Genomic DNA, 16,313 nt, shown 5'->3' on the forward strand with positions numbered 1-16,313 from the left:
AATTTATGAGCAATATACTATCAACAAAAGATTACATTGTATTCTTTATTTATTTTATCATCGTCGCATCGTACGGTCTTTGGGTTTTTTACCGGAAAAGGGCTAAGACGGCAGGTGGAGAATCCAAAGATTATTTCCTGGCGGAGGGTTCATTAACATGGTGGGCAATAGGTGCATCTCTGATTGCTTCTAATATCTCAGCTGAGCAATTTATCGGTATGAGCGGTTCCGGTTTTAAGATGGGGCTGGCCATTGCCACATACGAATGGATGGCTGCGATTACATTGATCGTGGTTGCGGTATTCTTTATTCCGGTCTATCTTAAAAACAAGATATTTACGATGCCACAGTTTCTGAATCAACGTTACAACAGTACTGTAGCTATGATTATGGCTGTTTTCTGGCTTCTGCTGTATGTTGTCGTAAATCTTACATCTATCCTCTATCTTGGGGCCCTGGCTGTAAGTAGTATATCAGGATTGAGCATCACCTTTTGTATGTATGCCATTGCGGTATTTGCCATTATTATTACACTGGGGGGAATGAAGGTAATCGGCTATACGGATGTTATACAAGTCTTTTTTCTTATTCTGGGTGGTCTTGCCACGACTTATCTGGCCTTAAATCTGGTTTCAGAGCATTATGGTAACGGTCAGGGTATATTACACGGTTATCATATGATGACAACAAAGGCCTCTGAACATTTTCATATGGTGCTGAAACCTGACAATGAGAGTTATCTTGATCTTCCGGGTTTATCGGTATTGATAGGCGGGATGTGGATTGTGAACCTTAACTATTGGGGATGTAATCAGTATATCACGCAGCGGGCTTTAGGAGCCGATCTTAAAACAGCACGTAGCGGAATTCTGTTTGCTGCTTTCCTGAAGTTACTGATGCCGGTAATTGTCGTATTACCAGGAATCGCAGCTTATGTCATGTGGAAAGACGGGTTGTTTCAGAATGAAATGATGCAGGGCGGAGAAGTGAATCCGGACAGAGCATATCCGGTATTGCTTAATTTGCTTCCTTCCGGTTTGAAAGGATTGTCTTTTGCGGCATTAACAGCTGCAGTTGTGGCGTCGCTGGCTGGAAAAGCAAATAGTATTGCCACTATTTTTTCGCTCGATGTATATAAAAAGATATTCGATAAGAATGCTTCCGAGAAAAAACTGATAAGTGTAGGGAAGATAACCATCATTGTCTCTATGATTCTGGCAGTAATTATTGCCCCGCATTTAGGAATTGATAAAAAAGGTGGTTTTCAATATATTCAGGAATACACTGGTTTCGTATCTCCGGGTATATTTGCCATGTTTATTCTGGGATTTTTCTGGAAAAAAACCACATCAAATGCAGCTCTTTTCGCTACAATCGGGGGGTTCTTCTTCTCTGTCTTTTTTAAATTCCTGCCAAACTTTGCAGATTTATCTTTCTTGAGTGCATCTAATTTTGCGATATTGAATAAAGCATCCGGTGTATATGAAATACCATTTATAGACCGTATGGGATTTGTTTTTGTGATCTGTATTATTGGAATGTATATCATCAGTAAAATTGAAAATGCACGAGGAATTGTTCCGAAAGGACTGGAGATTGATACCAAAATGTTCAAAGTTCATTCCGGTTTCCTTGTAGGGGCGCTCATTGTAATTATGGTCACTGCAGCACTCTATACCATCTATTGGTAGATAGCTGAAGATATAAAATAGAAAAGGGAACACAATGGTGTTCCCTTTTTATTAGTTCATCATTATACATTAAAAATGAAATGAAAAAGAACCATTACAGAAGATATATATGGTTATTAACGTTACTCTTTATAGGATTTGTTGCTTCTGTTCATGCACAGAACACTTACAGATTACAGTATAATCAACCTGCCTCAAACTGGAATGAGGCACTTCCCATTGGAAACGGACGGTTGGGAGCTATGGTTTTCGGACAGCCTGATCAGGAACAGATCCAGCTGAATGAAGAAACAATATGGGCGGGCGGACCCGGGAATAATGTACCTAAAGATGCTTATGATAAGATTCAGGAGATCAGAAGGCTACTCTTTGCCGGGAAATCCAAAGAAGCACAGGAACTTTCCAATGCTACTTTTCCAAGACCTGCACCCTCAGGCATTGACTACGGCATGCCGTATCAGCCATTTGGCGATTTGTGGATAAAATTTCCGGACCACAAGCAGTATACTTCGTACAGCAGGGAGCTGGATATTCAGGATGCAATTACCCGGACAAGTTACAAAGTAGGAGCAGTTGCCTTTACCAGAGAAGTATTTGCGGCTTTAAAAGATGATGTGGTCATTGTAAAACTTAGTGCTGATGCTAAAAATAATCTTTCCTTTTCGATAGGATTAAGCAGTCCGCATCAAAACAGTAAAACCGAAATTGAAAACAACCAACTGGTATTAAGTGGTATCAGTGGCTCTCACGAAGGTAAGACGGGTCGGATTCAATTTAAAGGTATCGTCCGTCCAGTACTCAAAGGGGGAAAATTGATTCAAAAGGATAATCAACTGGAAATAACCAATGCCGATGAAGTTATCCTGTACATTTCGATAGGCACTAATTTTAAAAAATACAACGATATAAGCGGGAATGCAGCTGCAAAGGCACTGGATATCCTCAACAAAGCTGCCGCCAGAAAGTATGAAAAGGCAAAAGCGGATCATATTCAGAAATACCAGCAGTATTTTAACAGAGTGAGCCTTTACTTAGGTGAAAGTCCGCAATCTAAAAAAATGACAGATATCCGCATCCGGGAATTTGCGGGAACTGATGATCCCGAGTTGGTGGCGTTGTATTTTCAATTTGGCCGTTATCTGCTTATCAGTAGTTCGCAACCGGGAGGCCAACCTGCCAACCTGCAAGGAATCTGGAATGACAAGCTCAGTCCGCCGTGGGATAGTAAGTACACGGTTAATATTAATACAGAAATGAATTACTGGCCTGCTGAAGTAACAAATCTGGGCGAATTGCACGAACCTTTGTTTGCTATGCTCAAAGACCTGTCTGTGACAGGCCAGGAAAGTGCAAAGAAACTCTATCATGCCAGGGGATGGAACATTCATCACAACACGGATCTTTGGCGTATTACGGGAGTAGTAGACGGTGGTTTTTACGGGATGTGGCCTATGGGAGGTGCGTGGATGAGTCAGCATCTCTGGCAACATTTTCTCTATTCAGGTGACAAATCATTTTTAAAGGAGTATTATCCTGTACTGAAAGGGAAAGCTTTATTCTATCTGGATGTTTTGCAGGAGGAACCTACACATAAATGGCTGGTAGTCGCTCCTTCTATGTCTCCGGAAAACTCTTATCAACCGGGAGTGGGGATAAGCGCAGGGACTACGATGGACAATCAACTGGTAGCTGATGTTTTTCACCATTTTATTCAGGCTGCTGCAGTTTTGAAGGAAGACGCTGCTTTGAGGGATTCTGTACAATTGGCATTAGACAGGCTTCCTCCTATGCAGATCGGACAGTACAACCAGTTGCAGGAGTGGTTGCAGGATCTGGATAAACCTACAGATAAGCACAGGCATATTTCTCATTTGTACGGTTTGTTTCCTTCTGGTCAGATATCCCCCTTCCGGAATCCGGAATTGCTGGAAGCCGCCAAAAACTCCATGATCTACAGAGGGGATAAATCTACAGGATGGTCTATGGGATGGAAAGTCAACTGGTGGGCCAGACTGCTGGATGGTGATCAGGCGTATAAGCTGATAAAAGATCAGCTCAGCCCTGCTCCAATGGAAGATAGCGGACAATCGGGAGGCACATATCCCAATCTGCTGGATGCACATCCGCCTTTTCAGATTGATGGTAATTTTGGTTGTACTTCGGGTATTGCCGAGATGTTGCTTCAGTCTTACGATGGTAATATTTATCTTCTTCCTGCTTTGCCCCGAGCTCTTGCAAATGGGAAAGTTACCGGATTGAAAGCCCGTGGAGGATTTGAAGTGGATATGGAATGGAAGGACAGCAAAATTCAAACGCTGGTAGTGAAATCGACTTTGGGCGGTAATTGCCGGCTAAGATTAAATAGTGATACTCATCTCTCCGGGAATGCTAAGCTTAGTCCTGCAAAAGGTGAGAATACCAATTCTTACTATTTTGTTAATGAAATCAAATCACCTTTAAAGTCGGAGAAAGCAACTCTTAAAGGGTTACAGGTGCCATCTACAACACTTCTGGATTTTGATACTAAAGCGAATGGAATATACACGTTTGTAGCCGAGTAATCCGAAGGATAATAAAGATTACTATACGATAATAACCCTGATCCGGCAAATCATACCCGGATCAGGGTTTTCTTTTTTATTTTACAGCATGTTGTTCCGGATTCAGGCAATATAAACACAATCAGGTTCAATTATTCTAAAGCGGATAAGCGGTTTCGCTTTTAGTTTCTGAAAGCACAAAGTAGATTATATAGCTGTTGTTACAATTATAAGTTGAATTTATATTTATTTTAATGTAGCTTGTTTTGAATGAATTTTAATAAATACATCGATTTGTTTTGTAAGTATTGTTGTATGTTGGCAAACTTTTTATTTTTTTTAAAAAAGTTTTTGATATAACAATTTCTTTACATAGTTTTACTATACCATTATTAAACTATAAACAACTAAAATATGAAACCGAATCCAAGCCATACATATAGCTAGTCAACCTCAGGAATAATTCAATTTTTGAATTAAGTAGTAATGAATTTCTATCTATATAGATTCTGCATCTTATTTATAAGATGATGGGATATTAATGACCTATTTTTTAACCTTAACTCATTGTGTATGAAAAAAAACTTACTCACACAAAAGAGAGTTTTTCCAAAATCTCTTCAATTACGAGGATTATGTTTTCTTGCATGTGCATTATGGATGTCTGAAAATCCATTGATTGCAGCAGAAAATAAAGTATCAAATGATATTGTCCTTCAACAATCCAACCTAAATGGAAAAGTGGTGAACAGTAGCGGAGCTCCTATGGCTTCTGTATCTGTTCTTAACAAAACAACCAAAATTGGAACAAAAACTGATACACAGGGACATTTTGTTCTTAATGCCAGTTCTGGTGATGTACTTGAATTCCGATCTCTTGGATTTCAGACATTAACTGCAACGGTATCAAATGTCAGTAATCCGTTGACAATAACATTGACAGAGAGTGAAAACTCTTTAGAAGAAGTTGTTGTAACGGCAATGGGGGTAAAACGTGAACGTAAGGCATTGGGATACGCAGCGACCACCATCTCAACAGAGAAGCTAAAAGATCTCGGATCTCCGATTAATGCGCTTTCTTCTATGTATGGTCAGGTACCGGGACTTCGTATAAATAGTTCAGCTTTAGGTCCTGCCGGTGGAATGAACATTAATATCCGTAATGCAGTTTCTTTTTCTGAAAATTCTAACACACGTCCGTTGTTTGTAATTGATGGAATTCCAATGCTGGATTGGCAGACCGATATTAACCGTAATCCAGGTAATGGTCTAAACGATCTGAATATGGATGACATTGAATCTTTTGAGATTCTGAGAGGAGCCAAAGCTTCGTTACTATATGGTTCACAGGGAGCAAATGGTGTTATCCTGATCACTTCTAAAGGAGGAGGAAAAAAACCTGGATTTGGATTGGATGTCAGTCTAACCCATCAGTTTGATAAGCCTTGGGTATTGCAGGAAGTACAGAATGATTTTGGATCAGGATATCCAATTGTATGGAATGCATATGCTAACTACAGTACAGATGGCTTTTACAAGCGAAATAATCAGGAAGCATTCGCTCCTGTAACGTACAACTTTGGACCTCGTTTTGACGGAAGAGAGATTTTGTGGTATGATAATGAAATGAGACCATATGTAGCTCAGCCGGATAATCTTAAAGACTTATACCGCGACGGGCATACATCTACTGCCAATGTAGCGTTAGTAGGTGGCGGTAATAACGGAAGCTTCAGGGTAGCGTATTCGCATCGTGATTACAAAGGTATTTTTGAAGGATTTAATCTCAAAGATAACAAAATCACGTTTAATGGAAATGTAAATATTACAGATCGTGTACGTTTTCAATTGATATCTAATTTTAGCCAGACCAAAAATCATAACTCCCCGGGGCCTCAGCAAGATGCCTTTGTAACTTATGGAATTGCCCGAAATCTGGATATAAAGGAATTACGTAATCAGGTCATTGATCCTGAGACCGGCTTTAGTTACTGGAGAATGAATAACAGAGCTACTTTAATGAATCCGGGTAGTATTACGCGTACCAGTCTGGCCGAGAATTACTTCTATAGTCAGTGGAAAGATACATACGATCAAAAAAGAACACACTTCACCAATTCAGCTACGATGAATGTGAAGCTGACTAATGAGTTGAGTATTGATGCGATTGGTGGTTTTGACTGGACGATTCTGGACAGAGATGAAAATACGGTATTACGTCAGCCTTTATCACAGGGATCCGGAGGTAAAAATTTACTTAGTTCAGAGCAACGTATTAAATGGCATAGTCAGGCAATGCTGAGATATGAAAAGTATCTGAAAAACCCCGACTTCAGACTTTCGTCATTTGTTGGTGCTGTCTATCAAAAGGAATCCTACCGTTATCTGGAAAGATCGACTAATGGCGGATTTATTACACGGGACTGGACTTCTGTCAATAACTCAGTAAATGATCTGAGATTTAGCGGATCCGGATTAGGTGAAGAGACATTATATGGATTGTTTGGTTCAGCGCAATTGGCCTATAAAGAATGGTTATTCTTAGAGTTGCAAGGTAGAAATGACTGGTCTTCTTACCTTCCTCCTGCCAACAACTCTTATTTCTATCCTGGAGCAAGTGTATCATGGGTATTCTCAGAATCAATGGATGTACCGAGTTGGATGTCTTTGGGTAAATTGAGAGCTTCATGGGCAGATGTAGGCCGGCCGGGTTCACGTTATTTTGCAAACGAGGTCTATACACTTGGAAATTATGGTGGAACCATCTCAACAACTGCACCATCTACTATACCTCCGTTGGATCTTAAGCCGGAACGTAAGCGTGAATTTGAAATCGGATTTGACACTAAATTTCTGAATAATAGATTAGGTCTGGAATTTAGTTATTTTAATGCAAATACGTATAACCAGATTATGCCATTGAGTATCACTGCATCTACAGGTTACAATGCTGTAGGTGTGAATGCTGGTCAGGTATCTACGAATGGATTTGAATTCATGTTTAATGCTGTGCCAGTAAAATCTAAAGATTTTGAGTGGAATTTTATTTTAAACGGAACACGTGCACAACCTAAGGTAGAAAAATTAGATTTAGGCATTACATCTCAAAACCTTTGGGGAATGCAAGGAGGTAGAGTTGTTGCGCAAGAAGGACAGCCATATGGTCAGATTATCGTTAATCCGTTTGCAACAGACAGAGATGGAAACAGATTGGTTGGAAATGACGGCGTATATTATACGGATAAATCAAGAGAGAAAGTCGTAGGGAAAGTTATTCCGGATATATCCGGCGGTATCATAAACAATATCTCTTATAAAGGGATTGTCTTAGGAATACAGATTGATGGCCAGTTTGGAAGTTCCCTTCCTTCCATGACCAATATGTACATGATTGGTAACGGGTCGAGTAAAGAAACCTTACAGGGCAGAGATGCAGCAACAGGGGGATTACCTTATTATGTCAATAGTGCCGGAAACTCCATATTATTAAATTCACATGATGCAGCAGTTCCTGCAGGCTCCAAATATCCGATGATTTTTCATGATGGAGTTATCCTTCCGGGTGTAAAACAAGATGGAACTCCGAATGATATCATTATTCCGGCTGCAGATAAATATTCATATTACTGGCAAAGCTTTATGGAATTACAGGAAGATGTAGTCTACAAAAATGATTATATCAAGATCCGTAATATCACATTATCATATGATTTACCTAAATCAGTTGTAAATAAGTTGAAAATGAATAAAGTGATGTTATCCGCATATATGAATAATGTAGGTTATATCCACAGAACATTACCAAACGTAGATCCGGAATCCTTTAATGGAACGAATGTTTTCTTTGAAAACAATGGATGGGCAACCACAAGAAGTTTCGGAATGAGTATCAGAGCTTCATTTTAATTAAATTATTAGATGATGAAAAAAGTTATAAAAACATACGCATTTGCTTTGCTGACAGGAGGGCTTATGCTATCAAATATTTCGTGTCAGAAAACGCTTAAGGATGAGTTTTTAAACCCGGATGGGTATACCTCACCTACCATCGAGTCCTTTTTTGTTGATCTGCAACAGCGTTTAGGTACATTCAGATATGCATATGGAGAGATGTATCATACATTCTCTGTCTTTAATCGCATGTTAGGAACAGGAGGTTTTGCCAATGACGGAGTCACCAATACCTATTCATGGGGGCATTCTCAGTATACAGATATTTTTGATAAACTAAGGACAGTGGCTGAAATTGAAAGAAGATATAAAAGTTTATCAGCTGATGAGCAAAAGCAGTACACTGCATATTATGCCGCCAGTCAGACAATTAAGTATTATCTGTTTTATCAATTGACTGATACGTATAATGATATTCCTTATAGTCAGGCGTTACAGGGGAAAGACAATATGTTTTTTCCAAAATTTGAGAAGCAGGAATTGGTCTATAAAGATATTCTTAACCAGCTTAAAACGCTTTCGGAAAGTCTGAAAGGGTACACCTTAGGGACATCTTTTATTGAAACACAGTTTACAAGTAATGATATTAGCTTTAAGGGTGATATTACACAATGGAGAAGCTTTATCAATAGCTTGAGAATGCGGCTGGCTATTCACCTTACAAATGTTGCTCCTGAACTGGCACAATCAACAATAAAAGAAGTTTTGGCTGATGGTGTGTATGCAAAGGATAAGGCAACTAGTTTTCTTATGACTGATCGTCAGCAAGATAGGGCTACAGAATTCCTTTTGGCCAGAGCAATGATAGAGCAGAGATCAAGTTTGTGGCTTCCGGAAAATATGCTTAAAGTGCTGAGAAAGAGCGGGTTTCCAGATGATCCACGTTTAAAAGTCCTTTTTCAGCCGGATAAAGATGGTAATTATTCTGCTATGCCTACTGAGGGGCCTTTTGATCAGGCATTTACAGATAAAATAACAAATACGAATCTGGCGGCAACTTTTCCTTCGATGTACAACAGAACAACATTTGAGCAGAATTTTGCAATGCCATATCAGATTATTACATCCAGTGAGATTCACCTGATTCTGGCAGAAGCTGCTTTAAGATGGCCTGATCTTGGTTTAAATGCAACAACAGAGTATCAGACTTCAATTTCGCAATCTATTGATCTGTATTACGACATAAATGCACTTAACAGTTCGTCCTATGCCAGTCCTGCTCCAGGAGCTAAAGCGGTCAAGCCATCTGCAACAGAAATTAATGCATTTGTGCAGGCTAAGATTGCAGAGTTTAATACAGCGAATACTTTAGAAAAGAAAGGTTTAATTTATGATCAGAAGTATGTGCATTTCAACATGCTTAAACCATATGAATTATGGACAGAGACAAGACGTCTTTATAAGGAGTTGGGAGATCGTGTTATTAAGAAGCCTACAAGTAGAAGAATGATGGAGCGTGTACCGTATCCTACAACTGAAAGTATCAATAATGCAGAGAATTTCAGTGAAGTAGCAGGTGTAAGTAATTTTACTTCTCCTGTTTGGTTGAGTGGCAGATAATCTTTGTTATTCAAATACAGCATGAAATCTTTAAGGGAGACAATTTATTGTCTCCCTTTTTTGTATTATATACAGATTAAGTTTGCGGCGGATGCTTAAAGAGGATATGCGGTTTCGCTTTTAGTTTCTGAAAGCACAAAGTAGGTTTGAACGGTGCTGACATGTGGCAGAACCGAAAGTTTATGTCTTAAGAACTGATGATAAGCGTCCATGTCCCGTGTCGCTATCCGAAGCATAAAGTCATAAGAACCTGCCATCTGATAACATTCCATAACTTCCGGAAATTTGGCAACTTCCCGCTCAAATTCATTGAGTACATCTGCAGTATGTGCCTTCAGAAAAACCTGTGAAAAAGAAATTAATCCCATCCCGATCCGATGTCTGTCGAGAATCGCTACAGTTCGCTTTATGTAGCCCTGTGCTTTTAATTTTTTGACGCGTTCGTGTATGGCCGGAATGGATTTATGAAGCTGGAAGGCTAATTCCTTATTACTCAATGTGCTGTCCTTCTGAAGGATGCGAAGAAGCTTTAGGTCGGTATCATCAAGAGCTGACATCTTTTCTTTTTATTGATTTGATACCAATATATGTATAGTTTCTGAATAAAAAACTATTTTATTTTAATATTCCTTAAATTTTATTGTTTTTTATGCTATCTATTGAATAATATATTGTTTAAAGTCAATTTTGCTTATGTTTTAAAAATCAGCTGATGCTGATATAAATTATGATTTTCAGATCCTCAATAATCAAAGAGACCGGTCTGTAAAGTAAAATTAAACAATACAAAGCAAATGAAGTTAAAATCAATAAGTGAATGTCTTTCACCTGAACTGGATAGTAGATTTACACATTTATGGCACCTGGTAGGTAACACGCCTATGCTGGAATTGCATTACACCTATAAAGGAAAAGAGGACAAGATTTATGTAAAGTGCGAAAATTACAACCTGACAGGTAGTATTAAAGATCGTATGGCTTTGTATATTCTTTATAAGGCCTATATGAATTGTCAGATTCGTCCGGATGATGTAATTGTAGAAGCAACAAGTGGAAATACAGGTATTGCATTTTCAGCCATTGGAAAGGCACTGGGACATCAGGTCAAAATCATTATGCCCAATTGGTTAAGTAAAGAACGTATTGATATTATAAAGAGTATGGGCGCGGATATTCAGCTTGTGAGTAAGGAGGAAGGAGGTTTCCTGGGTAGTATACGTATCAGTGAGGAACTTGCTGCGGGCGGAGGGGTATTTCTTCCGAGACAATTCGAAAACCAGTTTAATGCAGAAGCGCATGAACTGACAACAGGAAAGGAAATTGCTTTGCAACTCTCATCTCTTGGGCTGGTGGCGGATGCTTTTGTTGCAGGTGTTGGTACAGGTGGGACGGTGATGGGAGTAGGAAATTACCTGCGTGTACAGAATCCCAATGTGCGCATACATCCCTTAGAACCCGCTGAAAGTCCTACTTTGTCTACAGGCCATAAAGTTGGATCACACCGCATTCAGGGAATTTCAGATGAATTTATTCCGGCTATTGTTAAGCTTGATCATCTAGACAATGTTATTAATGCCTGTGACGGGGATGCTATCATAATGGCTCAGAAGTTGGCTCGGGAACTTGGACTTGCCGTTGGTATCTCTTCCGGAGCCAACGTAATCGGCGCAATCAAACTGAAAGAAGAAATGGGACAGGCTGCTACGGTAGTTACACTATTGTGTGATGACAACAAGAAATACCTGAGCACTGATCTGGTACGTGAGGAACCTGTTAAAGAAGGATATATCTCTACTGACCTTAGTTTTACCGGATTTCATCCGGTATGCCGTTTAGAAAAACCCCTATTTGGTAACAGGGTAAAAGAATACAATATGTAATGTTTATTAAAGGATTCAACTCAGGGTGACATTGTCATCCTGAGCGAATCTGATGAATAGACCAACTGATATATAATTAACCTAAATTATTAACTTAATTACATTGCAAATGAAAAATATCTTTAAATGGACCATGTGGATCATGCTTTTGATACCTGTGGCTTCACATGCACAGGAACTGGATTCTGCATCACTGGAGGGGCTGGAATTTGTGGAAATGGAATCGACAATTGATACTACTTCTGTAGCAGCTTCCGACACGACTAAATCCAAAGAGACTTTACCTGTATCTCAGACTCCAGAGGCAGGAGACTCATTGTGGAGTATATTTATCGCCGGACTGATCGGAGGTTTTACGGCATTTCTGATGCCCTGCATTTTTCCGATGGTTCCGCTGACGGTTAGCTTCTTTACCAAAAAGGCGGGAAGCAGAGCTAAGGGTATCGCACAGGCACTACTTTATGGACTTTTTATCATTATCATTTATGTAGCATTAGGAATGATAGTGTCTATCGTGTTTGGTTCGGATGCATTGAATGCTCTTTCCACAAACGGAATATTTAATTTCTTCTTTTTCCTTTTGCTGGTTGTCTTTGCAGCATCTTTCCTGGGTGCATTTGAAATAACATTACCCAGTTCGTTTGTCAATAAAATTGATGCTAAATCAGATAAGGGTGGATTAGTAGGTCTATTCTTTATGGCATTCAGTCTGGCTGTAGTTTCCTTCTCTTGTACCGGACCTATCATCGGGACATTATTGGTAGACGCAGCGTCTAAAGGAGACCGTATTGGCCCGGCTATAGGTATGTTGGGTTTTTCAGTTGCTCTGGCTATTCCGTTTGCACTCTTTGCCATGTTTCCGTCCCTGTTAAAATCAATGCCAAAGTCAGGCGGCTGGCTCAACAGTGTAAAGGTGGTATTGGGATTTTTGGAACTGGCTTTTGCGCTGAAATTTTTATCAAATGTGGATCTGGCTTATCACTGGAACTGGCTTGACAGAGAAGTATTCCTGTCCCTGTGGATCGTGATCTTCGGGCTCATGGGATTATACCTGATCGGAAAGATTAAATTTTCACATGACAGTGATCTCCGCTTTCTTTCTGTACCCAGAACGCTGATTGCTGTTATCGTATTTTCTTTTGTGATGTATATGGTTCCCGGATTATGGGGCGCTCCTCTGAAGTCGATCTCCGCATTTCTGCCGCCTTCTGCTACCCAGGATTTTGATCTGACAACAGGTATTTCTTCCGGTACTTCTGCTGCGCCACATGACGGCAAAGTCAAGAAATATGCAGAGATCTTTCATGAAAGAGGTACACCAAAAGGTTTTGATCCCTACTACGACTATACACAGGCATTAGAAACAGCAAAAGAGATTAATAAGCCTGTACTGATTGATTTTACAGGTTGGAACTGTGTCAATTGCAGGAAAATGGAAGCAAACGTGTGGACGGATCCGCGTGTTGCAAAGTTGCTTAAAGAAGAATTTGTAATGGCAGAACTTTTTGTGGATGATAAAACAGAATTGGCTGCAGAAGAACAATATGTTTCTAAATTTAGTGGTAAATCCATCAAAACGATTGGTGGGAAGAACAGCGATTTTCAGGCATCCACATTTAATAGTAATTCACAACCCCTGTATGTTATCGTCGATCCGAATGGAAAGGTTTTGATACCTCCGACCGGAGCGGACTATAACATAGATAACTATATCAAATTCCTGCAGGCTGGACTGGATCAGTTTAAGAAGTAGTCGAAATTTAGTATGGGGTATTTATTTTTATATGACATGTTATTAATCATTAATGTTGGATAAGAATAATCTCTAATATGTAATTTTTAGAATTTATTATTTTGAGGGTTAAATATATATACAATAAAATTTTTATCTTAAAAAGCTTTTTTTAAGATAAAATACTATTATCTTTAATTGATTTTAAGTCGTTAGGGGCTAAGTCTAATATTGTTGATCTATATTAATTATTGGCGACTTAAATATTTTTATAATTTTTTAATATTTCACCTTTATATATTGATCTAATTAATATATAAGTGGGTCTTTTAAAGCTAAAATGAGGAGCCATTATAAATTTTAAATTATGAAAAAATCAAAATTATTTTTATTCAGTATACTTTTTATTGCAACAATATCGTGCAATAAGTCAAGTGAGTGTTACAGTTGTGACACAAAAGTAGATGAGTTTGTTAAAAAAAATAATGAAGAATTGTCTACTATTTCAATAGTTAAACTAGCTCAGTATAAGCCTGAAATTCAACGGGCAACATTTCGAATGTATGATAAACAAAGGCAGCAAGATGTTTGGAAAGAGAAATATGAATATATACTTAAAAATAATCCTAATAATTATACTGTTGAGGAATTACAGTTTGTCAAGAAATTGTTAAATTTTATTATTAGTGACGGTTTAAATAAAGAACGTTTAACATTTATAAATAACTGGATTCAGGAAGTTAGAGGGAAATTTCTTTGGGGTGATGAGCGTCTTCGATTTCTAGTAATGTCTTTAGATGTTAATGAAGAGAATTATTTTAAAAACAATAATGTTTCAGCACTAAGATCAGCTTCTTGTAGCTGTAATACTATCAATTCAGGGGTTTTAATTGATGATTGCCCAACATATATACCTGCTTGCAATAAAAATAATTACTGTAAAGTAGAACAAAGGGGATGTGGTTACTTCTGGGTAGACCCTTGTAATGGTGATTGTGCACTCGATATAGATGTAATAGATCCGCTGTAATAAATATAAATTATTATATTAAAAAATGGCTCCTCATTAAGTTAGATTTTTAAGTATAAATATCTCTTTAGTTACAGCATTTATACCAAAAAATTAGAATGACTATCTGCTATTTTGAAGTTTCATTTTAATAAAATAGCTTAACGGTAGGGTTTTCTAATACTTTAATATAAGAAATCAGTGAAGATGAGAATTCTACCCTTTTATTTGATAGTTGTACGAACTGTTATTTTTGCTATTTTAACTATTCCTTTTTTGCATTTTTCTAATGTTAGGGACAGCATTTTATCAAGTAATGAGATCGGATTATATATTCTTTGTTCAATATGTTGTATAAGTGTTATTCCTCTAATCGGAAATAGAATATACCTTTCTCAATTAGAATTAGCAGTTTTTTCTCTATTGATTTTTGTCCCAATAATCCAAAATTACTTTGTATCTGGAGTAAGTCATCTCTCAATGTTGAAACCTTTTTCTTATTATATCGTATTTATCACAATTTCGAGATTTGCCAAAAAATACAAAAGTATTATATTGAAATTTTTCTATCAAAGTTTTTTTATAATAATACATATTACATTAATAGTTGTCTTTTTACAATTGTTAAATTTCCTGCCAAATTTTTATGCAGTAAACAACCCTACGGCATTTTTTAATAATCCCGGACCATTTGGTATTTTCCTCGCCCTTTCAGTAGTGATGGCTTTTTACTTTTTAAGGAAACCATTCTCTGTTAGAAATATCTATTTAGTGTTTTTTATTTTTATAGTATTCTACTTTTTAATACAGAGTGATTCTAGGTCAGCATGGATTTCTATAATCATCTGCCTACTTATGTATATACCATTAAACAAAACAATATTACAAAACTCATTATATATATATATCATTGTTTCTTTCTTAATAATAATTGGTTACTTTCTATATATTTTTAAAGCCCAATCTGCGAATGGCAGAATTTTGATTTGGTTAACATCATGGGAAATGTTTAGAGAAAATTGGATATTTGGTGTGGGTTTAGAGCGTTTTTCCGTCAATTTTTTAAAATATCAGGCTAGTATTTTTGAAATAAATCTTTTTAAAAGATACTTACAAAATTATGCAGATGAGTCTCAGGCAGCATTCAATGATATTTTACATTTTGCTTGTGAACGCGGTATTATTGGTCTTACATCGATTTTAATTATTGTTAAAAGTATATTGTTTTCTAAGTATTTTTCAATTAATAGTGATGAAAAAAAGGATATAGAAATTCTAAGATGTCTTTTGCTAATAATAATAATTTCTGGATTATTTTCCTATCCCCTTCAAACAATTCCATTGTCTCTCATTTTTTGGACATCTTTAGGTATTTATAATTCTTATATGTATAAGGTGAGATATAGTTTTACTTTAAACAGGAGTTTTATGATTATTGTAATACTCTTTATTTTTTCTGTTACAAGTTATTTTACTTACTATAAGTATAAGTCATATAGAAAGTGGTTTCAATTAGAACAGAGAATGTCGTACAAAGAGGAAAACGCAATGTTATCATTATATCCATTTCTTTATAATCGTCCGTCCTTCTTAATATCATTATCAAAAATATATAAAGTTAAAGGAAATATGGAAAAGAGTATTCATTTTGCTGAAGAGGCAATTGCGTTGTCGAGTAAAAAAGATCATTATTATTATCTTGCCGATCTTTACAAAGATAACGGTTTTCCTAATGATGCAGAAAAAATTTATTGTTACATAGAAAATTCAATTCCACATTTAATAAGACCAAAATATTTGAGATCGTTACTTTATTATGATTATGATTGTGATAGATTTTATCCAATGGCAATTGAAACATTAAGATTTCATCCCAAAATTGAAAGTGTTTATGTTTATGAAATGAAACAAGAACTTATTAAACGATTAAAAGTACAATAGGTTATTCTT

General features: G+C 37.2%; 9 protein-coding genes. 8 read left to right on the forward strand and 1 reads right to left on the reverse strand.

The features are described 5' to 3' along the window. The first annotated feature begins 5 nt into the window (after window positions 1-5). The 4 genes from B4B65_RS03805 (at window position 6) to B4B65_RS03820 (ending at window position 9,742) form a co-directional block, all read left to right on the forward strand. Window positions 6-1,691, forward strand: coding sequence for a sodium/sugar symporter (locus B4B65_RS03805; RefSeq protein WP_201681551.1), 1,686 nt, complete (start codon window positions 6-8; stop codon window positions 1,689-1,691). 80 nt (window positions 1,692-1,771) lie between these two features. Next, window positions 1,772-4,252, forward strand: a complete 2,481-nt coding sequence (locus tag B4B65_RS03810) for a glycoside hydrolase family 95 protein (RefSeq protein ID WP_293913461.1) — start codon at window positions 1,772-1,774, stop codon at window positions 4,250-4,252. Window positions 4,253-4,804: 552 nt separating this feature from the next. Then, complete coding sequence (locus B4B65_RS03815; RefSeq protein ID WP_293913463.1) at window positions 4,805-8,137, forward strand: SusC/RagA family TonB-linked outer membrane protein; 3,333 nt, start codon at window positions 4,805-4,807, stop codon at window positions 8,135-8,137. A gap of 15 nt (window positions 8,138-8,152) precedes the next feature. After that, the gene (locus B4B65_RS03820; RefSeq protein ID WP_293913465.1) at window positions 8,153-9,742 is read left to right on the forward strand and encodes a SusD/RagB family nutrient-binding outer membrane lipoprotein; all 1,590 of its coding nucleotides are present in this window, start codon (window positions 8,153-8,155) and stop codon (window positions 9,740-9,742) included. Window positions 9,743-9,837: 95 nt separating this feature from the next. Here the strand turns inward: B4B65_RS03820 and B4B65_RS03825 are convergent, their stop codons facing one another. Then, window positions 9,838-10,299 carry an Lrp/AsnC family transcriptional regulator gene (locus B4B65_RS03825; protein ID WP_003008146.1) on the reverse strand — a complete coding sequence of 154 codons (462 nt, stop codon included), beginning with the start codon at window positions 10,297-10,299 and terminating at the stop codon, window positions 9,838-9,840. Between the two features lie 237 nt (window positions 10,300-10,536). Here B4B65_RS03825 and B4B65_RS03830 point away from each other — a divergent pair, with 237 nt between their 5' ends. From B4B65_RS03830 to B4B65_RS03845, 4 genes are all read left to right on the forward strand, one after another. After that, window positions 10,537-11,622, forward strand: a complete 1,086-nt coding sequence (locus B4B65_RS03830) for a PLP-dependent cysteine synthase family protein (protein WP_293913468.1) — start codon at window positions 10,537-10,539, stop codon at window positions 11,620-11,622. 109 nt (window positions 11,623-11,731) lie between these two features. After that, entirely contained in the window at window positions 11,732-13,375 is a 1,644-nt protein-coding gene (locus B4B65_RS03835; protein ID WP_293913470.1) for a protein-disulfide reductase DsbD family protein, read from the forward strand. 346 nt (window positions 13,376-13,721) lie between these two features. Beyond that, the gene (locus B4B65_RS03840) at window positions 13,722-14,384 is read left to right on the forward strand and encodes a bacteriocin fulvocin C-related protein (protein ID WP_293913472.1); all 663 of its coding nucleotides are present in this window, start codon (window positions 13,722-13,724) and stop codon (window positions 14,382-14,384) included. A gap of 186 nt (window positions 14,385-14,570) precedes the next feature. Further along, a complete protein-coding gene (locus tag B4B65_RS03845) occupies window positions 14,571-16,304 on the forward strand; it encodes an O-antigen ligase family protein (protein ID WP_293913474.1) in 1,734 nt (577 codons plus the stop codon). Window positions 16,305-16,313: the final 9 nt, after the last annotated feature.

Origin of the sequence: Sphingobacterium sp. UBA5789, from assembly GCF_002418355.1 — a bacterium.
Lineage (GTDB): Bacteria > Bacteroidota > Bacteroidia > Sphingobacteriales > Sphingobacteriaceae > Sphingobacterium.

Bases quoted from the DNA above. Each gene is read 5' to 3' on its own strand.
- B4B65_RS03805 (WP_201681551.1), top strand. From the start codon at position 6: ATGAGCAATATACTATCAACAAAAGATTACATTGTATTCTTTATTTAT.
- B4B65_RS03810 (WP_293913461.1), top strand. From the start codon at position 1,772: ATGAAAAAGAACCATTACAGAAGATATATATGGTTATTAACGTTACTC.
- B4B65_RS03815 (WP_293913463.1), top strand. From the start codon at position 4,805: ATGAAAAAAAACTTACTCACACAAAAGAGAGTTTTTCCAAAATCTCTT.
- B4B65_RS03820 (WP_293913465.1), top strand. From the start codon at position 8,153: ATGAAAAAAGTTATAAAAACATACGCATTTGCTTTGCTGACAGGAGGG.
- B4B65_RS03825 (WP_003008146.1), bottom strand. From the start codon at position 10,299: ATGTCAGCTCTTGATGATACCGACCTAAAGCTTCTTCGCATCCTTCAG.
- B4B65_RS03830 (WP_293913468.1), top strand. From the start codon at position 10,537: ATGAAGTTAAAATCAATAAGTGAATGTCTTTCACCTGAACTGGATAGT.
- B4B65_RS03835 (WP_293913470.1), top strand. From the start codon at position 11,732: ATGAAAAATATCTTTAAATGGACCATGTGGATCATGCTTTTGATACCT.
- B4B65_RS03840 (WP_293913472.1), top strand. From the start codon at position 13,722: ATGAAAAAATCAAAATTATTTTTATTCAGTATACTTTTTATTGCAACA.
- B4B65_RS03845 (WP_293913474.1), top strand. From the start codon at position 14,571: ATGAGAATTCTACCCTTTTATTTGATAGTTGTACGAACTGTTATTTTT.